Genomic DNA, 25,544 nt, shown 5'->3' with positions numbered 1-25,544 from the left:
CTGGCAGGAAACGGAAAAGCCCCGCGCGAAGCGGGGCTTTTCGTAAGCAGGCTGGGGCCGCGGTCAACGCACCGACAGGATCCTCAGGTCGAGCGCGTCCTTGCCGTCCTTGCGCTGCAGGATGCGGGCCGGCACCGGCAGGTCGTCCACGAGCCACGCGACGATCTGCTTGTCGCCGTCCTGGCTGACGACGCGCGTGGCGGCGTAGTCGCGCCCGCCCACGGATACCGTTTCCTCGCCCGTGACCTCGTAGTGCATGGGCTTGGCCCGGCCGTTGTCGACCAGCCGGTAGTGCAGCGGACGGCCCGCCGACAGGTCCCGGGGCAGGGCCAGGTTGACCAGCATCGCGTCCAGGTCGCCGCGCTTCAGGCGCACGGGCCCCGCGCGCTCCGGCTTCACGTCGCCCGTCCAGCGCGCCACGCCCGCCGACCAGTCGTACGTGGCGCTGGTGGTGCTGGACTTGAACAGCATCTTCGACGAGTCGCTGCTCGAGATCGGTCGCCACTGCCCGTCGACGACCTCGAAGGTGGTGCGCTGCGCGATGTCCGCGCCGGCCACGGCCGCGAGCCCGGCGGTGCCGCGGATGTCGAGCCGGTATTCCCACTTGCTGCCGCCGGCCTGCGACAGGCGCATCGTGCCTTCGCCCTGCGGCTTGCCCTCGTAGAACACCGCGTACTGCGCGGTGAACGGCTTCATCATGGCCTTGGCGGCGATCGCCGTGCCCGCGAGCGCCATCGTGCCGGCCGCGAGCAGCGCGCCGGTGGCCAGGGTCCGGAAGGTGCGTCGATGATTGGGGGTCGCTCGATTCATTCAGGCTCCTCGATAGTCCACGAGTCGAAGGTCGAAGGTGTCCTCGCCGTCCTCGCGCTGGAGGATGCGGATGGGGGTGGGGACGCCGTCGGCGATCCAGAACACGGTCTGCTCGTCCCGCTTGTCGGTGCGTTCGACGCGGAGGGCGTGGTAGCCGATGCCCTCAATCGAAATCGATTCCTTCTCGGCCGACACCACGTAGCGATGCCCGCGCGCGCGGCCATTGTCGACCACGCGGTAGTCGAGCGTCGCGCCGGGCGCCGCGTCCCGCACGACCGCGAGGTTGACCAGCAGGCTGCTCAGGTCGCCCGCGTGCAGGCGGACGGGCGCCTTGCGCTTGTCGCTCACGTCGCCGCTCCAGCGTGCATCCAGCGCGCGCCAGTCGTAGCGCCCGGTCGACGTCCTGTCGAGGAACAGCGCTTCGCGGCGCGTGTGCTGGACGAGGGGCCGGAACTCGCCGCCGTCCACGCGGAAATCGGTGCGCTGGTGCGCGTCCAGCCCGGCCAGGCCGAACAGGCCGCGCGTCGCATCGATGTCGAGCGACACGCGCCAGTCCGCGCCGTTCGCGGGCGCCAGCGTGAGCCGCGCGTCGCCGAACCGCTTGCCCGCCCGATGAACGGCATATTCCGCCTGGAAGGGCGCGAGCGGTCCGGCCGCGGCTTCGACCGCGGCGTGTCGTGGCTGGTCCCGGGCGCCGGCGAACCCGGTCGCGGCGGCACCGAGCGCCAGCGCGAGCAGCAGGGCGTGGGCGATGGGGCGGAACGTGCTGGAGCGCATTGAAGGGCTTCGGGGTCGAACGCCGGGCAGGTTCAGCCCGCCACGGGCAAGGCGTCGGACTCTAGGCGCAGCGGGCTAAACAGCGGGTGACCGTCCAGCAACACCGTCGCATCGCGTTCAGCCAGCCGCCCCGCGACCGCCAGCCGCAGCGTCTCCACGAGCAGGGGATGCTCCATCGCGAGCACGCGCGCGGCCAGCGACCCGGCATCCTCGCCGGCGCGCACCGCGAGCCGGGCCTGTGCGATGACCGCGCCGGCGTCGAGCTCGGGCGTCACGAAATGCACGCTCGCCCCGTGCTCGGCCACGCCGGCCTCCAGGGCCCGGGCGTGCGTCCGCAGGCCCCGGAAGTCCGGCAGGAGCGAGGGATGGATGTTCAGCACGCGCCCTCGGAAGCGTTCGACGAAGGCATCGCCGAGGATGCGCAGGTAGCCCGCGCAGACGACCCAGTCCGGCCCGGTGGCGGCGACGGCGTCGCCGAGCAGCCGGTCGAACGCGGCACGGTCCCCGAACGTGCGGGCGTCCCGGGACCAGCGCAGTCCCTCCGGAACGCGATCGAGCGCCGCGCACCCGGGGCGGTCGGAAAACACCCCGGCCAGCGTGGCGTGCAGCCGTCCACTGGCGATGGCGTCGATGATCGCCTGCAGGTTGGTGCCCCTGCCGGACGCGAGCACCGCGATCCTCGGGACGTCGTTGCGCGGTGCGCCCGGTTCCGGGCCGCCGTTCGGCTCGCTCATCCGCCGGTCACGAGTTCGGGCCACGCGAACAGCAGCGCGAGCACGAGGATCCACGGGAGCAGCCCCATGGCCGCGGCGACGGCCGCCTGCACGCGGCCCAGGCGGGGTCCGGCATCGGCCAGGAAGGACAGCCAGTAGGCCCCCAGCGCGACGATGGCGAGCAGGAACAGCCGCATCACGCGCAGCGGCGGCTCGGGCGCGATCCACTGCACGCCCAGCGCGACACCCAGCAGCACGAAGGCCAGCGCGAGGAGCAGCTTCGATCGCCAGCCGAGGTCGGAGAGGCCGAAGCCGATGAGCATCCGCGGGCTCCGTCAGCCGATCCGGACCCGGTCGCCACGCGCCTCGACCACCGAACCGATTGTCCAGTGCGCGAGGCCGAGGCCGTCCAGCGCCGCGCCCACGCGGGCGGCGGCGTCCGGGGCCACCACCAGCACGAAGCCGACGCCGCAATTGAACGTGCGCCACATCTCCGCCTTCGCGACGGCACCCTCGCGCTCGAGCCAGTCGAACACGGCCGGCTGCGTCCACGCGGTCGCGTCGATGTCCACGCCCAGGCCGTCGGGGACGACCCGGATGATGTTCTCGGTCAGGCCGCCACCGGTGACATGGGCCATGGCGTGGATCGACGCGCCGTGCGCGCCGCGCAGGAGCTCGAGCACCGGCTTCACGTACAGGCGCGTCGGGGCCATCAGCGCGTCGGCGAGCGCGGTGCCGCCGAGGTCCAGGTCGCCCGGTCGGCCCGCGCGGTCGAAGATCCGGCGGACCAGCGAGTAGCCGTTGGAGTGGGGCCCTGACGAGGCGATGCCGACCAGCACGTCGCCCTCGCGCACGCGCGAACCGTCGCGCAGCTCCGACTTCTCCACGCCCGCCACGCAGAAACCCGCGAGGTCGTACTCGCCCGGCGCGTACATGTCGGGCATCTCGGCGGTCTCGCCGCCGATGAGCGCGCAGCCCGATTCCTCGCAGCCGCGGGCGATGCCCGAGACCACCGCCGCGGCCGTGTCGACGTCGAGCTTGCCGGTCGCGAAGTAATCGAGGAAGAACAGCGGCTCGGCCCCCTGGACCAGCACGTCGTTGACGCACATCGCCACCAGGTCGATGCCGATGGTGTCGTGCCGGCCGAGCTGCTGGGCGAGCTTGAGCTTGGTGCCGACGCCATCGGTGCCGGACACCAGGACGGGTTCCCGGTACTTGTTCGACAGGTCGAACAGGGCGCCGAAGCCACCGAGCCCGCCCATGACCTCCGGGCGGCTGGTGCGCCCGGCGAGCGGCTTGATGCGTTCGACGAGGGCGTTGCCCGCGTCGATGTCGACGCCGGCGTCCCGGTAGGTGAGGGGCGTGGGGCTGGTCACGTGGTGTCCCGGCGCAGGGCCAGCATGGGCGACCGGCGATTTTACCAGCGTGCCCGGGCCCGCGCCCGCGGCGTGGACGCGCCGCGCCCGCTGCGGCACCATGCGACGGCTCCCGCCCGAACCCCGCCAGGACGGATCCCGAATGCGCGCATCTCCGAAATTCACCCTGCGCCTTGCCGCGCGGTGGCCGCGGACCGCCACGTGGTCCGCGATGGCGCTCGCCGTCCTGCTCTGCGCCGCGGCCCTTCCCGTGGCCGCGCAGCGCACCGAGGGCCAGCGCGCCTCGGCCAGCGGCATGTACCAGGCGGAAGTCGAGGTCAACAGCCAGGGCGAGGGCGAGCGCCGCGCGGCGTTCTCCCGCGCGCTGGCGCAGGTGCTGGGGAAGATCTCGGGCGACCGGGGCGCGGCGAGCCGCCCGGGCGTGGGCGAGGAGCTGCGCAACGCGGGCGAGTACGTCGACAGCTATGACTACCGCCAGGACGAGGGCCTGTCCGCGAGCGGCGCGCCGCGCTTCTCGACCACGCTGGTGGTGCGCTTCGACGAGGACGCGGTGAACGAGATGGCCGGCGCGCTCGGCGTGCCGGTCTGGCCGACCCCTCGGCCGAAGCCGGTGATCTGGCTGGCGATCGACGACGGCAGCGGGCCGCGACTGGTCGGCGTGCGCCAGGGAACGATCGCCAAGATGCTGACCGACCGCGCCATCGCGCGCGGCTACCGGCTGGGCCTGCCGCAGGGCGACGCGGCCGAGCAGGCGCTGGTGGGCGCGATCTGGCGCGGCGACACGGCCGCGGTCGCGCGCGCCTCGTCGCGCTACAAGCCCGACATGCAACTGGTCGGCAAGCTCTACCGCCACGAGGGGGGCTGGAAGGCCGACTGGATCTTCGTCGACGGCGGCCGCGAACTGGCGCGCTGGTCTGACGAGGACCGCAACGCGCGCCAGGCCCTCGCCTCGGGTGCCGACGGCACCGCCGACGCGTTGGCCAAGCGCTACGCCAAGGCACCGGAGACCGGGCCGCCCGGCGACTATCGCATCGTCGTCGAGGGCATCGACTCGGGCGACGACTACCTGCGCCTGTCGGCCTACCTGCAGGACCTGTCGGTCGTGCGTGGCATGACGCCCCTGCGCGCGACGCCGGGGCGGATGGAATTCGAGCTGTCGCTGGCCAGCGGCCTGTCCGGCCTGCGGCGGCTGGTGGCACGCGGCGACGTGCTCGCCGCCGCCGACGCGCCGATGGCCGGCACCGCGGAGGGCGATCCGGTCGCACCGCCGCCATCGCCGGGCGCGCAGGCGCGCTTCCGGATGCGCTGAACGGGACCCGCGCATGGATCGCCCGGGCATGGCACTCGACGAGATCGCGACGTTCCTGCGTCGGCTGCAGTGGACGCTGGTCGCGCTCGCGGTGCTTTGGCTGGCCTGGCTGCTCGCCCCCATCCTGACCCCCTTCGTGCTGGCCGCGCTGCTCGGGTGGCTCGGTGATCCGCTGGTGGACCGCCTCGAGCGGAGCGGGCGCAGCCGGTCGACGGCGGTGCTGCTGGTCTTCAGCGCGATGTTCCTCGTCCTGCTGCTCGCGGCCCTGTTGCTGGTGCCGACCCTCGAACGGCAGGTGGTGACCCTGGTCGAATCGCTTCCGCGCTACCGCGAGTGGTTCGTGGGCACGGTGATGCCGTGGTTCGAGGCGCGGACGGGGCTGGAGCTGGTCGAGTGGCTCGATCCCGCGCGCCTGTTCCAGCTGATGCGGCAGCACTGGGAGGAAGCCGGCGGCGCGGCGGCCGCCGTGCTCGGCTACCTGTCCAGGTCGGGTTTCGCGCTGCTGGTGTGGGTGGCCAACATCGTGCTGCTGCCCGTGCTGACCTATTTCTTCCTGCGCGACTGGGACCTGCTGGTCGAGCGCGTCGCCGCCCTCGTGCCGCGCGACCGGATCGACGTCGTGTCCCGCCTGGCGCGCGAGTCGGACGCGGTGCTCGGCGGGTTCCTGCGCGGACAGTTCCTGGTGATGCTGTCGCTGGGCATCTTCTACGCGGTCGGCCTGGCGGTGGTCGGCCTGGACCTGGGCATCCTGATCGGCATCGTCGCGGGCCTGCTGACCTTCATCCCGTACATCGGCCCGGCGACCGTGCTCGTGCTGGGGGGCATCGCCACGCTGGTGCAGTTCGGCGACTGGCCGCACCTGCTCGGCGTGGTGGCGGTCTGGGGCATCGGCCAGGTCATCGAGAGCTACTGGCTCACGCCGAAGCTGGTGGGCGACCGGATCGGGCTGCACCCGATGGCGGTGATCTTCGCGGTGCTGGCCGGCGGCCAGCTCTTCGGCTTCCTCGGCATGCTGCTGGCGCTGCCCGTCGCCGCGGTCGCCAACGTGCTGCTGCGCTTCGCGCACGAGCGTTACACCCACAGCCGGCTGTACGCCGGGCGACGACCCGGCATCGTGCTGGACGCCTACGTCGACCCGGACGACCCGCGCGGCGACGCGGGGCGGGACGTCGCGGACGCGCCGCGGGACCGCGCCTGACGATGGCCACCGATGCGCCACGCCCCGGCGCCGGGACCGGTGGCGGGCAGCTCGCGCTCGGGCTGCGCTATCCCCCGGACCAGCGATTCGAGACGTACGTCGGTGCCCCGCCGGGGGCGATCGCGATGCTCGGGGCGCTCGCGGCGGGGCGCGGCGCCCCCCAGCCGGTGTTCCTCTCGGGCATGCCCGGCACGGGCAGGACGCACCTCGCCCTGGCGGCATGCGCGGCCGCGGAGGCGGCGGGCCGCCGGGCGACGTTCGTGCCGGTGGCGGCCGCCGCCGGACGCGTGCGCGACGCCATCGAGGGCCTGGCGCATGGCGGGCTGTTCGCGCTGGACGGCGTCGATGCCGCCGCGGGCGACCCGCGCGACGCCTTGGCACTGTTCGACCTGCACAACCGCGCGCGGGCGGCGGGCGGTTCGCTCCTGTACACCGCGGGCGCGCCGCCGGGCGCGCTCGACGTCGCGTTGCCCGACCTCGCGTCGCGGCTCGCCCAGTGCACCCTCGTGACGCTCGCGCCGCTGGACGACGACGGGCGCCGCGCGGTCCTGCAGGCGCGCGCATGGCGCCGGGGACTCGTCCTCGACGATGCCGCGCTCGACTGGCTGATGCGTCGGCACGGGCGTGACCTTTCGGCGCTGACCGGCGTGCTCGACCGCCTCGACCGCGCCTCGCTCGCCGCGCAGAGGCGCGTCACGGTGCCGTTCCTGCGGGAGGTCCTGGGCTCGCCGGGTGCCGGTGTCAGCGGCAGCCTTCCGTGATCTCGGACCAGACCACCGGCTCCCAGTAGGCATTCGCGCGGATGCTCTCGCCGTCCAGCCGGTCGCGCAGCAGCCGCGCGCCCACCCGGTAGCTGCGGTCGGGGGCGACGTCCAGCACCAGCGCCTTGTAGGCGCCGGCGTCCTCGAACTTCTGCATCCGTGCGATCTGCGAGACCTGTGCGCTGCCCAGCCAGCTGCGGTCGATCAGTTCGCGGACCAGGAGCACGTGCCGTCCCGCGTCCACGCGATGCCGCGGGACCGGGTCCAGCGGCGTGCTGCGGCCATCGATGCGCAGGACCTGGGCGCGGTAGATGTCCCGGCTGCGTGGCGGGGGGCCCGCGGTATCCGACACATGCCCGCAACCGCCGGTCCGCGCGCCGCCGACGACCAGCGTGTAGGCCGGTACCGCGATCGCATCCGCGCTGCCCGCGAGCGAGAGCGTGCGTCCATCGCGCGCGGCGCTGACGCGCAGGCTGCCGCCGTCGGCGGCCACCGCCCGGGCGAGCGATTCGCCCGGCGAGGCGGCGTTGGCCAGGTCCACGCCATTGACCGCCCGCAGGGCGTCGCCCGGCCGGAGGCCCATGCGCTCGGCCGCGCCGCCCGGCGTGACCGCGAGGACGCGCGGGCCGCCTCGGGCCCGGCCGTCCACGACCGCGCCGAATTCGTAGCGGACCGAGGCCGGGGCTTCCAGGCGCAGGGGGCCACCCGTGCCGTCCAGCGCGCCACGCTCGGACGCCTTCACCAGGGCGCCTTCGATGTCGCGGGCCAGGTTGCCGGCATGCGCGTCCTGCGCGGCGCCGGCCGGCCCCGACGAGAGGAGCGCGACGACGAACGCGAGGGCGGAACAGCGGGTCGTGTGCATGTGGGGGATTCCGTGGTCGTCGGGTGGGGTCAGATTCGCAATGGCTCGACGGGCCCGGCGCGCCCACCGCTCGCCAGGAGCGCGCCGCGCGTGCGCCAGAGCCGTTCGATCTCCTCCGCGTGCGCCCCGGCCTGGTAGGCGGCCTGGAGTTCCCGGTCGATCGCGCGCACCTGCAGGACCACCGGCCCGGGGAGTGGCGCGCTGTCGACGCGCTGCGCCGTCGGCACGCCCGGTCCGTCAGGACCATTTCCGGGCAGTCGCGCCAGCAGGCCGATGCCGCCCGCCACCAGCAGCGCCGCCGCCACGCCGGCGAACCGGCGCCGACGCGCGAACAGGGCGCGCCGGCGCGCCTCGACGCGGGGCCAGAGCGCCTCGGGCAGTGCCGGTGCCTCCAGGTCCCGGAGGCGCGCGATGCGGGGGGTCGCGTTGGCGTCAGTCTCGTTCATGCGGGTCATCCTGGTGCGCGTCGCGACCCCCGGACAGTTCGGCCTGCATCGCGGCCAGGCCGCGGGAGAGGATCGACTTCGACCAGCTCGGGGTGCGGCCGAAACGCCGTGCCAGTTCCGGGTGGGTCCAGCCCTCGACCTGGTGGAGCCAGACGACGGTACGCACGACCGGCGGCAGGCGTCGCAGCATCGCCTCGGCCTCCGCGCCGACGTCCGGGCCGGCGCCGGGGTCCGCCCATGCCTGGGTCGCGGGGTCCACGGCGAGCAGCCGGTCGCGGCGCAGGTGGTCGATCGCGAGGTTCGAGGCCACGCGCTTGAGCCAGGGCCGCAGCGGCGCACCCGCGCGGAAGCCACCCAGGAAGCGCAGCAACCGGAGGAAGGTGTCCTGGGTGATGTCCTCCGCGAGCGCGGGCTGTCCCGTCAGGCGCAGCGCGAGGCCGTGGATCGCCCGGGCGTGCGCGCGGTAGATCGCCTCGAACGCAGTGCCGTCGCCGCGGCGCGCGCGCCGGACGAGTTCTTTTTCGGTCGGGTCGCCCCCGGGCGCGCGATCCATGGAGGCAGGGTACGCGCGGGCGAGGCGGATCGTCGCGGGCTCAGTCCAGCGACGCGCGCAATTGCTCGAGGCGTTCGGGCGTGCCCACGTCGGTCCATTGGCCGTGGTGGTGCTCGCCGGTGATGCGGCCCTCGGCCATCCGCGCCTTGAGGATCGGTGCGAGCGGGAAGCGGGGCGGCGTGCGGTCCACCCCGTCGCCGACACCCGGGACGTCGCGCCAGCCCGCGAGGATGCCGGGACGGTACACGCCGATGCCGGCATAGGTGAGTCGCGCGCCGTCCGCCTCCGCGAGGTGGCCGTCGGCGCGCAGCACGAAATCTCCGCGGGGGGCATGGACCGGCGGGTCCACCATCACCAGGTGGGCCAGGCCGTCGGGTTCGCGCGGCAGGCGCGCGAAGTCCACGTCGCAGAACGTGTCGCCATTGACCAGCAGGAAGGGCGCGTCGCCGAGCAGCGGCAGGGCGTGCAGCATCCCGCCACCCGTTTCCAGCGGCGTGTCGCCCTCGTAGGAGAAGTGCAGCCGCAGGCCCCAGCGCGCGCCGTCGCCGAGCGCCGGCGGGAACTGCCCGGCGAGCCAGCTGGTGTTGACGACCACGTCGGTCACGCCGGCCGCGGACAGCCGCTCCAGGTGCCAGGCGATGAGCGGCTTGCCGCCCGCGGCCAGCAGCGGCTTTGGCGTGTGGTCGGTGAGCGGGCGCATGCGCTCGCCCAGCCCCGCCGCGAACACCAGGGCCTTCATGCAGCCGTGGCCAGGCGGGGGCGGACGCGTGTGTCGATGAAGCGGTGCAGGGCCTCGAACTCCGGGTACCGCGGAAGGACGGCGTCGAGATAGGCGAAGAAGCGGGGGACGTCCTGCAGGTATTTCGGCTTGCCGTCGCGGTGGTGCAGGCGGGCGAAGATGCCGATCACCTTGAGGTGCCGCTGCACGCCGATCCAGTCGGCGTCGCGCGCGAAGCGCACCCAGTCCGGCACGGGCAGGCCCGCCGCCGCGGCGCGCGCGTGGTACTCGCGCAACCAGCGGGTGGCGTCGTCCTCCGGCCAGCTGCGGAACGCGTCCTTGACCAGGCTGAGGGGGTCGTAGGCGATCGGGCCGCGCACCGCGTCCTGGAAGTCGAGCACCGCCGGGCCGTCGTCGGCCGGCATCAGGTTGCGTGGCATGAAGTCGCGGTGCACCAGCACGCGCGGCTGCGCGAGCGCGGCGTCGACGAGCCGGCGGTAGGCGGCGTCGAGCAGTTCCAGTTCGGCGCAGTCCAGCGACATGCCGAGGTGCCGGCCGAGGAACCATTCGTCGAACAGGCGCAGTTCGCGGGCAAGCAGCGCGTCGTCGTAGGCGGGAAGGTCGTCGGGCGGGCGGATGGCCTGCAGCCTGAGCAACTGCCCGATCGCGTCACCGAAGACGCGGTCGGGCGTCGCGTCGCCGGCGTCCAGCGCCTGCAGGCACGTGCGGGTGCCCAGGTCCTCCAGCAACAGGAACCCCGCCTCGACGTCGCGTGCCAGGACCTGCGGCACGCGCACGCCGCCCGCCTCCAGCAGGTCGCGGATGCGCAGCCAGGGACGCACGTCCTCCAGGTCCGGCGGCGAATCCATCACCACCCGCGTCGGCCCCCCGGCGGTCCGCCAGTAACTGCGGAAGCCGGCGTCGGCGCTTGCGCGGACGAGTCCGATCGACGCGTCCCCCGTCGCCGCGTGGGCCCACGCCAGTCGCGCGCGGGCGCGGTCGTCGTCGGGAACCGGGGCGGCGGCGTCGTTCATTCGTCGGGACGGGGCGTGGCGGGAGCACAGGGTAAACTGCCGCGCCTCCCCCGTTCGAGCATGGAGCCGGGATGCGCGAACTCCGCACCGTGTTGCTCTCCGGCGGTTCAGGCACGCGCCTGTGGCCGCTGTCCCGCGAGGCCTACCCGAAGCAGTTCCTGCCGCTGGTCGGCGAGGACACGATGCTGCAGGCGACCTGGCGCCGCACCACCGAGCTCACCGGCGCGCCGCCGATCGTGGTCGCCGGCGAGGACCACCGCTTCCTCGTGGCCGAGCAACTGCGCCAGGCCGGCGCGAAGGATCCCGAGATCCTCCTCGAACCCGTCGGCCGCAACACCGCGCCGGCGATCGCGGCCGCGGCCCTGCAGGCGACGCGGGGCGGCGCCGATCCCATCCTGCTGGTACTGCCGTCCGACCACGTGGTGCGCGACCGGGCGGCGTTCGAGGCCGCGGTGCGCGCGGCCCTCCCGGCCGCGGAGGGCGGTGCGCTGGTGACCTTCGGCATCGTGCCCGACGCGCCGGAAACCGGCTTCGGCTACATCCAGGCCGCGCCGGGCGAGGGCGTGCGCGACGTGTCGCGTTTCGTGGAGAAGCCCGACGCCGACACCGCGCGCGGCTACCTGGCGTCGGGCGGCTATTACTGGAACAGCGGCATGTTCCTGTTCCGCGCATCGCGGTACCTCGAGGCGCTGGAACGTTTCAGGCCGGACATCCTGGCGGCGGTGCGGACGGCCTTCGATGCCGCGAAACGGGATGGAGATTTCGTTCGGCTCGACGCGGACGCGTTCGCCGGCAGCCCATCGGATTCGATCGACTACGCCGTCATGGAGCGCACGGACGCCGCGAAGGTGCTGCCGGTCGACATCGGCTGGAGCGACGTCGGTTCCTGGTCCGCGTTGTGGGACGTGTCCGAGCGCGACGCCGACGGCAATGCGCACCATGGCGACGTGATCGCCATCGACAGCCGCAACAGCTACGCGCATGCGCAGCGGCTGGTGGCGCTGGTGGGCGTGGACGACCTGGTGGTGGTGGAAACCGACGACGCCGTGCTGGTCGCGCGCAAGGACCGGGTGCAGCAGGTCAAGGACGTGGTCGCGCGGCTGAAGGACGACCGCCGCAGCCAGGCGGCGCTGCATCGCGAGGTGCACAGGCCCTGGGGCAGCTACGACTCGGTCGACGTGGGCGACGGCTTCCAGGTCAAGCGCATCAAGGTCAAGCCGGGCGGGCGCCTGTCGCTGCAGGCGCATGCACGGCGCGCCGAGCACTGGATCGTGGTGCGGGGCAGCGCACGCGTCACCCGCGACAACGACGTGTTCGAGTTGCACGCCAACCAGTCGACCTACATCCCGATCGGCGCGAAGCACCGCCTCGAGAATCCCGGGAAGGACACCCTCGAGCTGATCGAGGTGCAGTCCGGCGACTACCTGGGGGAGGACGACATCGTCCGCTACGAGGACGTCTACGGGCGCAGCTGAAGCGCGACGCGGCGCCGGAAAGGAAAACGCCCCGCCAGGGCGGGGCGTTCCTGCGTCGGGGGACGCGTCAGGCGGGCCGCGGCTTCTTGCGGCGGGCCATCTCGTACACGAAGAGCAGCACGATCGCCGCCAGGATGGCGATGGCCCACATCATCACCATGCTGGTGATGCCGAGCATGCCGGCGAGCCAGCCGCCGACCACGGCGCCGACGATGCCGAGCACGATGGTCATGATCCAGCCCATCGGATCGGCGCCCGGCTTGATCAGGCGCGCGAGCACGCCGATCACCAGGCCGCCGACGATGTATCCAAGGATGCCGTCGAACATGTCTCTCCCCATTGGCGGTTGCGGTTTGCAACCGCGGGCATCCTAGCCAGCGGGAGGGCGCGCGGCCATGCTGCAGTGCAGCGTGGCCGCGCCGCGCTCAGCAGCAGCCGTGCTCCCCGCGCTCCTGCGTGCTTTCGGCGACCGCGGCGCCGGTGGTCTCGCCGCGCACGCTCGCCGCGTGGTGGTCGGCGATCACGCGCGCCACGCACGCGGTCACCTTCTTGCCCATCGGGATGTGCAGGAATTCGTTCGGGCCGTGCGCGTTGGAATGCGGCCCGAGCACGCCGGTGATCATGAACTGCGCGCCGGGGAACTTCTCGCCGAGCATGCCCATGAAGGGGATCGAGCCGCCTTCGCCCATGTACATCGCCGGCTTGCCGTAGAAGGCGCGGCTGGCGTCGTCGATCGCCTTCTCCAGCCACGGCGACATCGCGGGTGCGTTCCAGCCCGTGGACGACTTCTCGAGGTTGAGCGACACGTGCGCGCCGTTGGGCGGGTCGCGCAGCAGCAGGTCCTGCAGCAGGTCGCCGGCGCGCTTGCCGTCGAGCGTCGGGGGGAGGCGCAGCGACAGCTTCACCGCGGTATGCGGGCGCAGCACGTTGCCCGCGGACGAGAGCGACGGGATGCCGTCGATGCCGGTGACCGACAGGGCGGGGCGCCAGGTGCGGTTGAGCACCAGTTCGGTCAGGTCCTCGTGCATCGGCCGCATGCCGTCGAGCAGCGGGAACTTGTCGAACACGGCCGTGCCCAGCACCTTCGCGGCCGCCCCGGCCTGCGCCAGGCGCTCGGCCGGGATCTCGGCATGCAGCCCGTCGGGGAGGATGCGGCCGGTGCCTTCGTCCTCCAGGCGCGACAGGAGCTGGCGCAGCACCCGGAAGCTCGACGGCACGATGCCGGACGCGTCGCCCGAATGGACGCCCTCGTCGAGCACCTTGACGGTGAGGTCGCCGCCGGCCAGCCCGCGCAGCGAGGTCGTGCACCAGAGCTGCTCGTAGTTCCCGCAGCCGGAATCGAGGCACACGACCAGCGAGGGCCGGCCGATGCGGTCGGCGAGGTGGTCGACGTAATGCGGCAGGTCGTAGCTGCCCGACTCCTCGCAGGCCTCGATCAGCACCACGCAGCGCGCGTGCGGCAGGCCCTGCTCGCGCAGCGCCATGACCGCCGCGAGGGAGCCGAAGATCGCGTAGCCGTCGTCGGCGCCGCCGCGCCCGTACAGCCTGTCGTCGCGCAGCACCGGCTTCCAGGGGCCGAGGTCGTCGTCCCAGCCGGTCATCTCCGGCTGCTTGTCGAGGTGGCCGTAAAGCAGGATGCAGTCGTCACCGGTCTCCGGCCCGGTCGCGGGGATGTCGAGGAAGATCAGCGGCGTGCGGTCGTCGAGGCGCACGACCTCGATCGCCATGCCGGGGATGTCCTGCGCGCGCGCCCAGCGCTCCATCAGCTGGACCGCGTCCTCCATGTAGCCGTTGGCGACCCAGTCCGGGTCGAACATGGGCGACTTGTTGGGGATGCGGACGTATTCGACGAGCTGCGGGACGATGTCGTCGTCCCAGCGCTCGGAGACGTAGCGGTCGATCCGTGCGGCGTCCATGGGGCCTCGCGCGCGTTGTGGGGCCGGCCATTCTAGCGTTCCGGGCCGGCACGCCTGTTTTCCCGCGCTGCCGCGGGGCGTTTCCCGACCGCGACGCGGGGGGATCGACGGCCCGTGGCGGGCCGGTCCGGCGATGACCCGGCGGCCACGGCACGGTGACGATTCCGGTCCCGGCGGTGCCATCCGGCGCCCCGGGGGAACGGCATCCCACCCGGTTCGCCGGGGACACCACCCAAGGAGGACACCATGAAACTGCCCGTGATCGTGACATCGCTGCTCTTCTCGCTGGCCCTCGCGGGCCCTGCGCTCGCGGCCGAGACCGTGGACATCAACACCGCCGATGCGGAAACCCTCGACAGGGTGCTCGACAACGTCGGCCGATCGAAGGCGGAGGCGATCGTCGCCTACCGCGACGAGAACGGTCCGTTCGAGAGCGCGGAGCAGCTGGCCCTCGTCAAGGGCATCGGCCTGGCGACGGTCGAGCGCAACCTGGACCGGATCGTGGTCGAAGGCGAGGACGCCGCCGCACGGCCCTCGGGCGGGGCGGCTTCGCGCTGACGGGACGCGCCCCCAGGGCCATCTCCATGGCGGATGCGTCCGCCGCGGCTGCGCGCCGGAATGCAGCCGCGGCGGCGTGTCCGCCGTTGGTCCGGGGAGCCGGCGCTACACTGCGGCGCGGAGCCGAGGGAACGCCGCCGCCATGCCTGAACGTCCCGTTGCGCGGGTCCTGCCTTCCAACGAGTACCGCCGCGTCCGCTGGCGGAACGGCCTCGGCTGGACGCGCGAGATCCATGTCCAGGATCCGGAGGCGAGCGACGGGGCGGGCGGGGATGGCTGGCAGTGGCGCGCGTCGATCGCCGAGATCGAACAGGACGGGCCCTTCTCGCGCTTCGACGGCGTGGACCGCATCCTCGTGCTGGTCGGCGGCAACGGGGTGCGGCTGCGGTTCGACGATGGCGAGGTGCGTGAACTGCTGCCGCCGCACGACGCCCACCGGTTTGCGGGCGAGCGTGCGGTGAGCGGCGAACTGGTCGACGGACCGACGCACGACTTCAACCTGATGTGGCGTCGGGACGCCTTCGAGGCCGATCTCTGGCACCGGCCCCTGGTGGGGCCGATGGTCGTGTTCGTCGACCCCGGGACGAGCTGGCTGGTGCACCTGCTCGCCGGCGACGCGCGCATCGACGGCGGCCCCGGTCTGCCCCCGATGGCCGGGGGCGACACGGCCTTGCTCGAAGCGAGGGACGCTCGCCGCCGCTACGTGCTCGACGGCGGCGGCGAGGTCCTGATCGCGCGGCTCGTGCCGCGCTGACCCGGGTCAGAACGCCAGCGTCGCGCTGAACCACGCCGCCCGCGGCGTGCCGGGCGAGATGTTGTTGTCGTTGTGCGCCGACGCGAAGTAGCGCTTGTCGAACACGTTCTCGAGGTTGAGTTGCAGCGACAGCGACGCGGTCGGCGTGTAGAACAGCGCCAGGTCGTGCCGCGTGTACGACTTCAGGCGCACGGCGTTTGACGTGCTGGCGAAGGTCTCGCCGCGGTGGATCGTGCCGATCCCGACGCCCCAGCGCGGGGTGAGGTCGAACCGGTTCCAGAGCGAGGCGGTGCGCTCGGGCAGGTGTGCCGGCGCATGGCCGCGCTGGCTGCCCTGCAGGATCTCGCCGTCCTGGAGCGCGAGGCCACCGGCCACGCTCCAGCGCTCGGTGACCCGGCCGGCGATGCCCAGCTCGAAGCCTTCGACGCGCTCGCCGTCGACCAGGATCGAGCGGCTGGCGTCGCTCGGGTCGGGCGCGATCACGTTGCCGCGGTCGAGGCGGTACACCGCCGCGGTCAGCGCCAGCTCGGGCAGCACGTCCCACTTCGCGCCGACCTCGGTGTTGTCGTAGGTCTCCGGCTCGAAGGCCGCGTTCGAGGGCGACAGGCCGTTGAGCTGCTCGCCCGCCCGCGGCAGGAAGGTGCGTGCGTAGCTCGCGTAGTACGACAGCCCGGGCGCCGGCTTGTACATGATCGCGGCGCGCGGCGACCAGACGTTGTCGGTGCGCGAGAGCGTCGAACCATTCCGGTTGTTGCGGAAGTCCACGTCGAAGCGGTCGAAGCGCACGCCCGCGATCGCCGACCAGCGTTCGGAGAGCGCCACCTGGTCCTGGATGAACACCGCCGCGGTGCGGGCCACGCCATCGTTGTCGGCGTCCGTCGCCGAGGGCGCGAACACCACGTCGCCGCGATAGCGGGGATCGGCCAACGGCACGCAGGTTGCGGACGTCGTCGCCCCGTTGCAGTCGTTCAACGGGAAGCTGCCGGTCTGGCGGAGGTTGCCGGTCTCCTGCCGCCCGAGTTCGAGGCCGGCCACGAGCTGGTGGTCGACCGCGCCGGTCGCGACGTCCCACACCAGGTCGGTCTGGTGCAGCAGGTTGGTGCGCTCGGTCGCGTTGTTGTACGCCTTGATCGGAACCACGTCGCGGCCCAGCGCGTCCGACGTGACCGGGTCGCCCGGGTACACGTTCTGGTAGAACTTGTCGTACCGCGCCCATCGCGTCGTGCTGCGCAGCAGGGCACCGCCATCGAAGGCATGCTCCACGCGCAGGGTCGCCGCGTCGACGGTGGCGTCGGCCCGGCTGTCGGACGGCTTGCCGAAGAAGACGTCCTGCGGGACGTCGACGGGGAGGCCGGTGCCGGGACGCGACGGCACGCCGCGATCGACGACGCGCTCGTCCTCGAAGTGCTCGACGTCGAAATGCCAGGTGGTGCCGGCGCCGGTGCGGAACGCGACCGACGGATTGATCCCGAAGCGTTCGAGCGACACGTCGTCGCGGAAGCTGCCGCTGTCCTCGGCCATGGCGGCGAGGTGCACGGCGAACGTGTCGGAGGGCGCCGCGCCGAGGTTGGCGACTGCGCGCTCGCGGTCCCAGCTCCCGAGGTCCACCCGCAGCTCGCGCTCGGGGTTCCAGCCGGCCCGGCGGGTCACGCGGTTGATCACGCCGCCGGTGCCGCCGCGCCCGAAGGCGAGGGCATTCGCGCCCTTGAGCACCTCGACGCGGTCGACGTTGTACAGGTCGCGGAAGTACTGCACGTCGTCGCGCATGCCGTCGATGAACAGGTCCGCGGTCGAGGTGTTGCCGCGCAGGACGGGGGCGTCGCGATGGCCTTCGCCCTGCGCCATGCCGGCGCCGGGCACGTACTGGACGACGTCGGCGAGGCCGCGCATCGCGGTGTCGTCGATCAGGTCGCGGGTGACCACCGACACGGACTGGGGGACGTCGACCAGGTCGGTCTCGGTGCGCGTCGCGGACGCGGTGCCGCGCTGGACGTAGTGGTACTCGGACTTGCCCACCACCCGGACCCGGTCCAGCTCCACCGCATCGGCACCGAGGGCGGCGACGGTCCCCCCCTCGTCCGCGAGCGCGGCGGGTGCGGCGATCGCCGCCAGGACGGCCAGGGAGAGACGGTTGCGGAGCGCGTGCGGGGTGGGCATGGGTCACCTGTCGGGTGCGGCGGGGCCGCGGAGGCGACGCATGTTAGTGAGAACAATTCGCAAACGCAATCGGTTTGCATTTCTGGGGCGGTCAGTCGCGATCGTCGCGGGTCCAGACCGCCCCATCCTCGACTTTGACCGGGAACGTGGTCACGGGGGCGTACGCGGGGGCGCAGAGCGCCCTGCCGTCGCGCACGTCGAACTTCGCGCCATGCAGCACGCACTCCACCGTCGCCTCGTCGCCGTCGTACGAGCCGGCCGACAGCTCGAAGTCCTCGTGCGAGCAGCGGTCCTCCAGCGCGTAGAAGTCGCCGTCGTAGTTCACGACCAGGATCGCGGTGTCACCGTCCCAGGCGACCCTGGACTCGCCCGGCAGCAGGTCGGACGTGGCGCAGACGCGGATCCAGTCGGGCATCGGGCGGACTCCTTCAGTTGGAACGATCGGAGGGCGGTTCGCGGCGCGCCGGTCAGAGCGCCTTCTCGAGTACCTCGAACCGCAGGTCGTCCCGGCGCGGGCGGCCGAAGCGCTCGTCGCCGTACGGAAACGGCTTGAAGCGACCGGTGCGACGGTAGCCCCGGCGCTCGTACCAGGCGATCAGTTCGGCGCGCAGGTCGATCACGGTCATGCGCATCATCGCCAGGCCGAAGTCCTCGCGCACGATGCGCTCGGCCTCGGCGAGCACCGCGTTGCCGAGGCCGCGCGACTGCAGGCCAGGCCGCACGGCGAACATCCCGAAGTAGCCGGCGCCGTCCTGCTCCGCGACATGCGCGCAGGCCAGCAGCGACCGGTCGCCCGCGTCCTCCAGCAGGATGATCCGGCTGCGCGGCCGCGCGATGTCGGTGCGCAGGACGCCCGCGTCGATGCGTTCGCCGTCGAGCAGGTCGGCCTCGGTGGTCCAGCCGGCACGGCTGGCGTCGCCACGGTACGCGGACGTCACCAGGTCGACGATTGCCGGGACGTCGGTTCCGGCCGCGTCGCGGAACACCGGCGTCGCGGGGGCGTCCGTGGCGGGCAACGCGTGCGTGCCGGTCATGCGAGCAGCGTCCGGACCTTGCGCAACGCCGCGGCGAAGGCCTCGATGTCGGCATGCGAGTTGTAGAAGGCCAGCGACGCGCGGCAGGTCGCCGGTACGCCGAAGTGCTGCATCAGCGGATGCGCGCAGTGGTGGCCGGAGCGCACCGCCACGCCCTCGAGGTCGAGCAGCGTCGCCAGATCGTGCGCGTGCGCGCCCTCGAGCAGGAACGAGACGACGGCGGCCTTGCCCGGTGCCTCGCCGAGGATCCTCAGGCCGTCCACGGCATGCATCTCCTCGGTCAGGTGCGCCAGCAATTCGGCCTCGCGCAAGGCGACGTTCGCCATGCCCAGGCCGCGCAGGTAGTCGACCGCCGCGCCGAGCCCGACGTGGCCGGCGATGTTCGGCGTGCCGGCCTCGAAGCGGTGCGGCGCATCCGCGAAGGTCGTGCCGTCGAAGCGCACCTCCCGGATCATCTCGCCGCCGCCCAGGAACGGCGGCATGTCCGCCAGCAGTTCGCGGCGCGCCCACAGCGCGCCGGTGCCCGTCGGGCCGCACATCTTGTGCCCCGTGAACGCGTAGAAGTCGCAGCCGATCGACGGGATGTCGACCGCCATGTGCGGCAGCGCCTGCGACCCGTCGACCAGCGTCGCGATGCCACGACGGCGCGCCTCGCGGCAGATGTCGCGGACCGGGTTCACCGTGCCGAGCACGTTGGAGACGTGGGTGAGCGCGAGCAGCTTCACCTCGCCGGTCATCAGCGCGCGCAGGCCATCCAGGTCGAGCGCGCCCTCCGGCGTGATCTCCGCGACGCGGATCTCGGCCCCGGTGCGCTCTGCCACCAGCTGCCACGGCACGATGTTGGCGTGGTGTTCCATCCGCGTGAGCACGATCACGTCGCCCGGCCCCAGGCGCGGCAGCGCCCAGGAGTAGGCCACCAGGTTGATCGCGAACGTCGTGCCGCTGGTGAGGACGAGTTCGTCGGCGCGCACGTTCAGGTGCGCGGCGAGCTTGCCGCGCGCGGCCTCGTAGGCCTCGGTGGCCTCGCTGCCGAGGGCGTGCACCGCGCGGCTGACGTTGGCGTTGTGGCGCCGGTAGAAGTCGTCGACGGCCTCGATGACCGGCGCCGGCTTCTGCCCGGTGTTGGCCGAGTCCAGGTAGACGAGGGGCTTGCCGTGCACGGTGCGCGACAGGAGCGGGAAATCGTCGCGGACCCGGCGCCAGTCGATGCCGGTCGCGTGGGCGCTGGCGCTGCTCATGCCGGGAGCTCCTCGCGGTCGCCGTGGCTGCGCGGCGCGGAGACCACCAGCAGGTGCAGGTCGCCCGGGCCATCGTTGCGGATGCGGTGCGGCGTGCCGGGCGCGACCTCGAGGCCCGCGTCCGCGTCGATCGCGAGCTCGTCCCCGTCGATCTCCATCGTCGCCCGGCCCGAGAGCACGTAGAAGAACTGGCGCGCGGCGTGGTGGCGATGCCGCGTTTCGCCGGTGCCGGCCGGCAGGCGCTCGCGGATCACCGACAGCCCGGGCTGTTCGACCAGGTGCCAGCCGTCGCAGCCCGCGCCCCAGGCGTAGTGCCTCGCGTTGGCGGTGGTCGCGACCGCGGCGGTCACGCCGTCGGCTCCAGTCGGGCGAGGGCGCGCTCGAGCGCCGTGGCGAGGGTCGCCTGGAGCTTTTCGTCCTCGACCTTCACGACCTCGCGGCAGAACGCCGCGGTCAGGAGGCGCCGGGCCTCGCCCTCGGGCAGGCCGCGCGAGCGCAGGTAGAACAGCGCGATTGGATCCAGCCGGCCGACGGTCGCGCCATGCGCCGCCTGCACTTCGTCGGCGTGGATCACCAGGACGGGCTGGGTGTCGATCTCGGCGCCCTCGGACAGCAGCAGGTTCTTGTTCGACAGCGATGCCTCGCTTCCGTCGGCGCCGGCGTGGATCGTGATGCCGCCATGGAAGACCGCGCGGCCGCGGCCCGCGCCCAGGCCGCGCCACGCCAGGTCGCAGGCGGTGTCGCCGGCGACGTGGTCGATGGCCAGGCGCGTGTCGAGGTGGCGGCGGCCGTCGGCAAGCAGGACGCCGTTGGCCGCCAGGCGCGCGCCGGTGCCTTCCAGGCGCACGTCGAGCTCGTGGCGCGACAGGGCGGCGCCGAGTTCGAGGTCGAAGCGACGGTACCCGGCGTCGGCCAGCAGCGTCGCCGTGGTGCGCGCGAACAGCGTCGCGCGCGATGCCTCGTCCTGGATCCGCGCGTGCACCAGCGACGCGCCCCGCTCGACCTCGACCTCGACCGAGCGCGTGCCCAGGTCGGCGTGGTCGCCGGTCGCGCGATGGTGCTCGACCAGCGTCAGCGCGGCGCCGGCGTCGAGCGTGACGCGGACGCGTGCATGCGTCGCGACGTCGGCGTCGCCCGGCACGGCGAGGAAGACGATGTTGAGGGGGTGGTCGGCGCGGACGCCGGCGGGCACGCGGATGTCCACGGGATCGCCGGCCAGCGCGGCGTTGAGGCGCGCGAACACGAGGTCGGGGCGCGGGACGTCGTCCGCGGGCACCGTCGCGTCGCGAACCGCGCCCTTGCCGATGGCGATCTCCCCGCCCAGCCCGGACAGGTCCTCGAGCGTCGCGTCGCGCACGCCGTTGACGAACACCAGCCGCGGGGCCCGTACGTCCGCCAGCACCGCGCCGTCGATGGCCGGCGCCGTCGTGCGCGCCGGGGCGAAGGTCCGGCGCTCGAGCGCGCGCAGCGGCGTGTACTTCCACGCCTCGCTGCGCGGGCCGGGCAGGCCGTCCCGCAGCGCGGCCTCGAGCAGGCCGCGGCGGCCGGCGTCGCCGTCGAAGCCTTCGGCCAGCGAGGGCAGCAGCGTCGGCATCAGGCGCGCGCCTCCGGCGACACGCGCTCGCGGATCCAGGCGTAGCCGTGTTCCTCGAGCTCGAGCGCCAGTTCCGGGCCGCCACTCTCGACGATGCGGCCGTCGGCGAGCACGTGCACCGCGTCGGGGCGGATGTAGTCGAGCAGGCGCTGGTAGTGCGTGATCACCAGGAAGGCACGGTCCGGGGCGCGCAGCGCGTTCACGCCCTCCGCGACCTGGCGCAGCGCGTCGATGTCCAGGCCCGAGTCTGTCTCGTCGAGGATCGCCAGCTTCGGCTCCAGCACCGCCATCTGGAAGATCTCGTTGCGCTTCTTCTCGCCGCCGGAAAAACCCTCGTTGACGCTCCGGTGCAGCAGCTCGTCCTTCAGGTGGAGCACCGCGAGCTTCTCGCGCACCAGCTTGAGGAACTGCATCGAATCCAGCTCGGCCTCGCCCCGCGCCTTGCGCTGCGCGTTGAGGGCGCTGCGCAGGAAGTAGGTGTTGTTCACGCCCGGGATCTCGACCGGGTACTGGAACGCGAGGAACACGCCGGCCGCGGCGCGCTCCTCCGGCGGCAGCGCCAGCAGGTCGCGGCCCTGGAAGGTGACCGTGCCCCCGGTGACCTCGTAGCCCTCGCGCCCGGCCAGCACGTGGCCGAGCGTGGACTTGCCGGCGCCGTTCGGTCCCATGACGGCGTGGACCTTGCCGGGCGCGAGGTCGAGCGACAGGCCCTTGAGGATGGGCTTGCCGGCGACGGAGACGTGGAGGTTGTCGATCTTCAGCATGGTGGTCCGTGAGTTGTCGTTCCGAACCGCAGGCGGGGAACCTGCTCTTGCGGCCGGAGATTGGAAAAAAATGAAGCAGGTCCCTCGCTGCGCTCGGGTCGACAGGGGTGTCAGCCCACGGCGCCCTCGAGACTCACCTCGAGCAGCTTCTTGGCCTCGACCGCGAACTCCATCGGCAGCTCGCGGAACACCTGCTTGCAGAAGCCGTCGACGATCATCGAGACCGCGTCCTCCTCGCCGAGCCCGCGGGCGCGGCAGTAGAACAGCTGGTCCTCGCTGATCTTGGACGTGGTCGCCTCGTGCTCGACGGTGGCGCCGGGATGGCGCACCTCGATGTACGGGAAGGTGTGCGCGCCGCACTGCTTGCCGATCAGCAGCGAATCGCACTGGGTGTGGTTGCGCGCGCCCTCGGCGCTGCGCTCCACCCGCACCAGGCCGCGGTAGGTGTTCTGGCCGCGGCCGGCGCTGATGCCCTTGCTGACGATCTTGGACTTGGTGCGCTTGCCGACGTGGATCATCTTGGTGCCGGTGTCGGCCTGCTGGCGGTGGTGCGTGAGCGCCACCGAGTTGAATTCGCCGACCGAGTCGTCGCCCAGCAGCACGCACGACGGGTACTTCCAGGTGATCGCCGAGCCGGTCTCGACCTGGGTCCAGCTGATCTTGCTGCGCGCGCCGCGGCATTCGCCGCGCTTGGTCACGAAGTTGTAGATGCCGCCGCGGCCTTCCTCGTCGCCGGGGTACCAGTTCTGGACCGTCGAGTACTTGATCTCCGCGTCCTCCAGCGCCACCAGCTCGACCACCGCCGCGTGCAGCTGGTTCTCGTCGCGCATCGGGGCCGTGCAGCCCTCGAGGTAGGACACGTAGGCCCTGTCCTCGCAGATGATCAGCGTGCGCTCGAACTGGCCGGTGTGGCCGGCGTTGATGCGGAAGTAGGTGCTCAGCTCCATCGGGCAGCGCACGCCCGCGGGGATGAACACGAACGAGCCGTCCGAGAACACGGCGGAATTGAGCGCGGCGAAATAGTTGTCGCCCGTCGGAACGACCGTCCCGAGGTACTTGCGCACCAGGTCCGGATGCTCGCGGATCGCCTCGGACATCGAGCAGAAGACGATGCCCTTGTCCGCCAGCTCCTTCTTGAAGGTGGTGCCCACGGACACGGAGTCGAACACGGCATCGACCGCCACGCCGGCGAGCTTCGCGCGCTCGTGCAGCGGCACGCCGAGCTTGTCGTAGGTGTCGAGCAGCTCCTGCGGCACGTCGTCCAGGCTGTCGTACTTGGCCTTGGGCGCGGCGTAGTAGCTGATCGCCTGGAAGTCGATCGGCGCGATGTCGAGCTTGGCCCAGTGCGGCACCGGCATGGTCAGCCAGTGGCGGTAGGCGGCCAGGCGCCATTCGGTCATCCACTCGGGCTCTTCCTTCTTGGCGGAGAGCAGGCGGATGACGTCCTCGTTCAGCCCGGGCGGCAGGCTGTCGGATTCGATGTCGGTGACGAAGCCGGCGTCGTACTTGCGGCGCAGCCGCGCGTGGATCTCGCGGTTGGCGTCTTCGGTCCCGGCGGGCGGGGCGGGGGCGGCGATCGTGTCGGTGGCCATGGGGGCTGCCTACTGCGGTCAGGTGGCCAGGCGCAGGTCGATACGCCGGGCGTCGTCGGGGGATGGGGTCGGCGGCGGGGCCGGGTCGAGCATCTGCGCCAGCGTGACGCCGCGCAGCGCGTCGACCACCACCGCGTTGATGCGGCGCCAGTTGGCGCGCACCCCGCAGTGGTCCTCGATCCCGCAGGCGCCGGCATGCACGCTGCACTCGGTCATGCCGAGCGGGCCCTCGATGGCCTCGACCACCTCGATCAGCGAGATGGCCGCGGCGGGCCGCGCGAGGCGGTAGCCGCCGCCGGCGCCGCGGAACCCCTCGACCAGGCCGGCCAGGGCGAGCGCCTTGAGGACCTTGCTGACGGTCGGCACTTCCAGGCCGAGGCGCTCGGCCAGGCCGGACGCGCTGTGGACGGCGGCCGGGTCGGCCGCCAGGCCCGTCAGGACGAGGGTGGCGTAGTCGGTGAGCTTGGTGACGCGGAGCATGGCCGCCGCCGCGGGATCTAAAACGTACCGAAATTGTACGTTTTATCCTCGGCGGATGCCATGGGGGCCCGGACGCGGGTCAGCTTTCGACCGGCGCCTCGGGATCCGCGGGCGGCGCCGCAGGGCCGGGGGGCGGCGCGGCGTCGGCGGGGCCAGGACCCGTGGGCGCACCCTCGGGCAGGACCAGCTCGAAGAACGGCGGTTCCGGGCGGGTGCCGGGCGGCAGGTAGGCCGGCGCGGGCTCGCCCGCGGGGCCGAGGGAGCGCACGAAGCGGTAGATCGCGCGCCGGTCGTCCGCGCTCATGTCGCGCACCGCGAAATCCGGCATGAGCGGCCGCGTCCGCAGCGTCGCGCTGTAGTCCATCCACTGGGCCTCGTCCATCTCCGCCAGCCGGAGGCGCAGGTTGGCCGGGAACGTCGTGCCCCACGGGCCGTGGAAGCCTTCCGGCGAGCCGACCAGCCAGAGCGCCTTGTCGACGTTGCCCTGCTGCGCGGCATAGCCCGGGGTATGGCAGTCGTTGCAGCCGGCGATCTTGACCAGGTACTCGCCCCGCGCGACGAGGTCCGCGTCGGACAGCGTGGCGGGCGACGCGGTCGCGTCGGCGGACGCCGCGGCGTTCGTTGCCCCGGCGTCCGGCGCGCCGCCACCGACCGTGCCCGCGCCGGTGCAGCCGGCGATCGGAAGCGCGGTGGCAAGCGCGATGGCGGTGGCGAGGGCCGCGGAACGGCCCGCTCGGGGCGCGAGGGTCGGGGCGGGCATGGCGGCTGGCTCCGGAGGGGTGGCGCATGGCCACGATGGCCCCACCAACGCGGCCACCGCGCGCCGCCGGCCAGCGTGGTGGCCCCGGGACGCGCCCACGGGCGACAATGGCCGCTTTCCCGCAACAGGACGTCCCATGCCCCGGAAGATCGCCGCCCGCCGCTCCGCCATCCACGGCAACGGGGTGTTCGCCCTGGTCCCGATCAAGAAGGGCGAGCGGCTGGTCGAGTACAAGGGACGGCGCCGCACCCACGAGGACGTGGACGCCAGCGACAGCGGCGACGTGGAGAGCGGGCACACCTTCCTGTTCACGCTCAACGACGAGTACGTGATCGACGCCAATTTCGAGGGCAACAGCGCGCGCTGGATGAACCACGGCTGCGCCCCGAACTGCGAGGCGGTACTGGAGGAGCACGATGGCGGCGACCGGCGCAGGGACCGTGTGTTCATCGAGGCGATCCGCGACATCAAGCCGGGCGAGGAACTGGTCTACAACTACGGGATCACGCTCGACGAGCCGCACACCGCGCGCCTGAAGAAGATATGGGCCTGCCGCTGCGGCGCCCGCAAGTGCACCGGGACGATGCTCCAGCCCAAGCGCGCGCCGAAGCGCTGACGCCCGGGCCGGCGGGCCCCTGCCGTTGGTTGCATGACTTCCGTCCCGC

General features: G+C 72.7%; 29 protein-coding genes. 7 read left to right on the top strand and 22 right to left on the bottom strand.

From position 1 onward, the window contains the following. Positions 1-63: 63 nt before the first annotated feature. The 5 genes from ACYU7H_RS03105 to purM all read right to left on the bottom strand — a co-directional run bounded on the left by ACYU7H_RS03105 (position 64) and on the right by purM (position 3,676). On the bottom strand, positions 64-735 hold the full coding sequence (locus ACYU7H_RS03105) for a DUF3108 domain-containing protein (RefSeq protein WP_460813043.1): 672 nt from the start codon (positions 733-735) through the stop codon (positions 64-66). 75 nt (positions 736-810) lie between these two features. Continuing rightward, positions 811-1,587, bottom strand: coding sequence for a DUF3108 domain-containing protein (locus tag ACYU7H_RS03100; protein ID WP_460812397.1), 777 nt, complete (start codon positions 1,585-1,587; stop codon positions 811-813). A gap of 32 nt (positions 1,588-1,619) precedes the next feature. Next, positions 1,620-2,321 carry a phosphoribosylglycinamide formyltransferase gene (gene purN, locus ACYU7H_RS03095; protein WP_460812395.1) on the bottom strand — a complete coding sequence of 234 codons (702 nt, stop codon included), beginning with the start codon at positions 2,319-2,321 and terminating at the stop codon, positions 1,620-1,622. Then, complete coding sequence (locus ACYU7H_RS03090) at positions 2,318-2,623, bottom strand: hypothetical protein (RefSeq protein WP_460812394.1); 306 nt, start codon at positions 2,621-2,623, stop codon at positions 2,318-2,320. Before ACYU7H_RS03090 ends, purN begins: the two co-directional genes overlap by 4 nt. A 12-nt stretch (positions 2,624-2,635) precedes the next feature. Next, the gene (purM, locus tag ACYU7H_RS03085; RefSeq protein ID WP_460812392.1) at positions 2,636-3,676 is read right to left on the bottom strand and encodes a phosphoribosylformylglycinamidine cyclo-ligase; all 1,041 of its coding nucleotides are present in this window, start codon (positions 3,674-3,676) and stop codon (positions 2,636-2,638) included. Positions 3,677-3,887: 211 nt separating this feature from the next. On the opposite strand from purM, the gene ACYU7H_RS03080 reads away from it, so the two are divergent. The 3 genes from ACYU7H_RS03080 to hda are packed head-to-tail and all read left to right on the top strand — an operon-like array spanning position 3,888 to position 6,944. Beyond that, positions 3,888-4,985 carry a DUF2066 domain-containing protein gene (locus ACYU7H_RS03080; protein ID WP_460812391.1) on the top strand — a complete coding sequence of 366 codons (1,098 nt, stop codon included), beginning with the start codon at positions 3,888-3,890 and terminating at the stop codon, positions 4,983-4,985. 28 nt (positions 4,986-5,013) lie between these two features. Further along, complete coding sequence (locus ACYU7H_RS03075) at positions 5,014-6,183, top strand: AI-2E family transporter (protein ID WP_460812389.1); 1,170 nt, start codon at positions 5,014-5,016, stop codon at positions 6,181-6,183. Between the two features lie 2 nt (positions 6,184-6,185). Then, the gene (gene hda, locus ACYU7H_RS03070; protein WP_460812387.1) at positions 6,186-6,944 is read left to right on the top strand and encodes a DnaA regulatory inactivator Hda; all 759 of its coding nucleotides are present in this window, start codon (positions 6,186-6,188) and stop codon (positions 6,942-6,944) included. On the opposite strand, the gene ACYU7H_RS03065 is transcribed toward hda, so the two are convergent. Genes ACYU7H_RS03065 through ACYU7H_RS03045 form a run of 5 tightly spaced genes read right to left on the bottom strand, consistent with a single transcriptional unit; the run spans position 6,925 to position 10,557 of the window. Further along, complete coding sequence (locus ACYU7H_RS03065; protein ID WP_460812385.1) at positions 6,925-7,806, bottom strand: PDZ domain-containing protein; 882 nt, start codon at positions 7,804-7,806, stop codon at positions 6,925-6,927. The two genes, hda and ACYU7H_RS03065, sit on opposite strands and share 20 nt — an antisense overlap. Before the next feature lie 29 nt (positions 7,807-7,835). Further along, the gene (locus ACYU7H_RS03060; RefSeq protein ID WP_460812384.1) at positions 7,836-8,252 is read right to left on the bottom strand and encodes a hypothetical protein; all 417 of its coding nucleotides are present in this window, start codon (positions 8,250-8,252) and stop codon (positions 7,836-7,838) included. Continuing rightward, the gene (locus ACYU7H_RS03055) at positions 8,239-8,805 is read right to left on the bottom strand and encodes an RNA polymerase sigma factor (protein WP_460812382.1); all 567 of its coding nucleotides are present in this window, start codon (positions 8,803-8,805) and stop codon (positions 8,239-8,241) included. The genes ACYU7H_RS03060 and ACYU7H_RS03055 overlap by 14 nt, the downstream gene beginning before the upstream one ends. Positions 8,806-8,845: 40 nt before the next feature. Next, complete coding sequence (gene murU, locus ACYU7H_RS03050) at positions 8,846-9,544, bottom strand: N-acetylmuramate alpha-1-phosphate uridylyltransferase MurU (RefSeq protein WP_460812381.1); 699 nt, start codon at positions 9,542-9,544, stop codon at positions 8,846-8,848. Further along, on the bottom strand, positions 9,541-10,557 hold the full coding sequence (locus ACYU7H_RS03045; RefSeq protein WP_460812380.1) for an aminoglycoside phosphotransferase family protein: 1,017 nt from the start codon (positions 10,555-10,557) through the stop codon (positions 9,541-9,543). The genes murU and ACYU7H_RS03045 overlap by 4 nt, the downstream gene beginning before the upstream one ends. A 71-nt stretch (positions 10,558-10,628) precedes the next feature. On the opposite strand from ACYU7H_RS03045, the gene ACYU7H_RS03040 reads away from it, so the two are divergent. Continuing rightward, positions 10,629-12,032: a mannose-1-phosphate guanylyltransferase/mannose-6-phosphate isomerase gene (locus tag ACYU7H_RS03040; protein ID WP_460812378.1), complete on the top strand. Its 1,404-nt coding sequence runs from the start codon at positions 10,629-10,631 to the stop codon at positions 12,030-12,032. Between the two features lie 67 nt (positions 12,033-12,099). Here the strand turns inward: ACYU7H_RS03040 and ACYU7H_RS03035 are convergent, their stop codons facing one another. Together ACYU7H_RS03035 and ACYU7H_RS03030 are read right to left on the bottom strand one after the other, a co-directional pair. Further along, positions 12,100-12,360, bottom strand: a complete 261-nt coding sequence (locus ACYU7H_RS03035; protein WP_460812377.1) for a GlsB/YeaQ/YmgE family stress response membrane protein — start codon at positions 12,358-12,360, stop codon at positions 12,100-12,102. A gap of 97 nt (positions 12,361-12,457) precedes the next feature. Then, complete coding sequence (locus tag ACYU7H_RS03030) at positions 12,458-13,948, bottom strand: M20 family metallopeptidase (protein WP_460812375.1); 1,491 nt, start codon at positions 13,946-13,948, stop codon at positions 12,458-12,460. 246 nt (positions 13,949-14,194) lie between these two features. Here ACYU7H_RS03030 and ACYU7H_RS03025 point away from each other — a divergent pair, with 246 nt between their 5' ends. Both ACYU7H_RS03025 and ACYU7H_RS03020 read left to right on the top strand, forming a co-directional pair. After that, complete coding sequence (locus tag ACYU7H_RS03025) at positions 14,195-14,506, top strand: ComEA family DNA-binding protein (protein WP_460812373.1); 312 nt, start codon at positions 14,195-14,197, stop codon at positions 14,504-14,506. 142 nt (positions 14,507-14,648) lie between these two features. After that, positions 14,649-15,260 carry a HutD/Ves family protein gene (locus ACYU7H_RS03020; protein ID WP_460812372.1) on the top strand — a complete coding sequence of 204 codons (612 nt, stop codon included), beginning with the start codon at positions 14,649-14,651 and terminating at the stop codon, positions 15,258-15,260. Positions 15,261-15,266: 6 nt separating this feature from the next. Here the strand turns inward: ACYU7H_RS03020 and ACYU7H_RS03015 are convergent, their stop codons facing one another. The 10 genes from ACYU7H_RS03015 to ACYU7H_RS02970 all read right to left on the bottom strand — a co-directional run bounded on the left by ACYU7H_RS03015 (position 15,267) and on the right by ACYU7H_RS02970 (position 24,879). Next, the gene (locus tag ACYU7H_RS03015; protein ID WP_460812370.1) at positions 15,267-17,417 is read right to left on the bottom strand and encodes a TonB-dependent receptor; all 2,151 of its coding nucleotides are present in this window, start codon (positions 17,415-17,417) and stop codon (positions 15,267-15,269) included. Positions 17,418-17,508: 91 nt separating this feature from the next. Next, positions 17,509-17,832, bottom strand: a complete 324-nt coding sequence (locus ACYU7H_RS03010; RefSeq protein ID WP_460812369.1) for a non-heme iron oxygenase ferredoxin subunit — start codon at positions 17,830-17,832, stop codon at positions 17,509-17,511. A gap of 52 nt (positions 17,833-17,884) precedes the next feature. Beyond that, a complete protein-coding gene (locus ACYU7H_RS03005) occupies positions 17,885-18,451 on the bottom strand; it encodes a GNAT family N-acetyltransferase (protein ID WP_460812368.1) in 567 nt (188 codons plus the stop codon). Further along, the gene (locus ACYU7H_RS03000) at positions 18,448-19,689 is read right to left on the bottom strand and encodes a cysteine desulfurase (protein WP_460812366.1); all 1,242 of its coding nucleotides are present in this window, start codon (positions 19,687-19,689) and stop codon (positions 18,448-18,450) included. The genes ACYU7H_RS03005 and ACYU7H_RS03000 overlap by 4 nt, the downstream gene beginning before the upstream one ends. Further along, positions 19,686-20,039, bottom strand: a complete 354-nt coding sequence (locus ACYU7H_RS02995; protein ID WP_460812365.1) for a cupin domain-containing protein — start codon at positions 20,037-20,039, stop codon at positions 19,686-19,688. Before ACYU7H_RS02995 ends, ACYU7H_RS03000 begins: the two co-directional genes overlap by 4 nt. Then, a complete protein-coding gene (sufD, locus tag ACYU7H_RS02990; protein ID WP_460812364.1) occupies positions 20,036-21,283 on the bottom strand; it encodes a Fe-S cluster assembly protein SufD in 1,248 nt (415 codons plus the stop codon). The genes ACYU7H_RS02995 and sufD overlap by 4 nt, the downstream gene beginning before the upstream one ends. Then, entirely contained in the window at positions 21,283-22,047 is a 765-nt protein-coding gene (gene sufC, locus ACYU7H_RS02985; RefSeq protein WP_460812362.1) for a Fe-S cluster assembly ATPase SufC, read from the bottom strand. The genes sufD and sufC overlap by 1 nt, the downstream gene beginning before the upstream one ends. Positions 22,048-22,157: 110 nt before the next feature. Continuing rightward, positions 22,158-23,639 carry a Fe-S cluster assembly protein SufB gene (sufB, locus tag ACYU7H_RS02980; protein WP_460812361.1) on the bottom strand — a complete coding sequence of 494 codons (1,482 nt, stop codon included), beginning with the start codon at positions 23,637-23,639 and terminating at the stop codon, positions 22,158-22,160. 18 nt (positions 23,640-23,657) lie between these two features. Further along, positions 23,658-24,119 (bottom strand): SUF system Fe-S cluster assembly regulator, encoded by a 462-nt coding sequence (locus ACYU7H_RS02975; protein ID WP_460812359.1) that lies wholly within the window; start codon positions 24,117-24,119, stop codon positions 23,658-23,660. A gap of 79 nt (positions 24,120-24,198) precedes the next feature. After that, on the bottom strand, positions 24,199-24,879 hold the full coding sequence (locus ACYU7H_RS02970) for a hypothetical protein (protein ID WP_460812357.1): 681 nt from the start codon (positions 24,877-24,879) through the stop codon (positions 24,199-24,201). Positions 24,880-25,015: 136 nt separating this feature from the next. On the opposite strand from ACYU7H_RS02970, the gene ACYU7H_RS02965 reads away from it, so the two are divergent. Then, positions 25,016-25,495 carry an SET domain-containing protein gene (locus ACYU7H_RS02965; RefSeq protein ID WP_460812355.1) on the top strand — a complete coding sequence of 160 codons (480 nt, stop codon included), beginning with the start codon at positions 25,016-25,018 and terminating at the stop codon, positions 25,493-25,495. The last annotated feature ends 49 nt before the right edge of the window (positions 25,496-25,544 follow it).

This window comes from Luteimonas pelagia, assembly GCF_054776035.1.
Note: the sequence above shows the minus strand (reverse complement) of the source record. Positions and strands in the feature narration are given on the sequence as shown.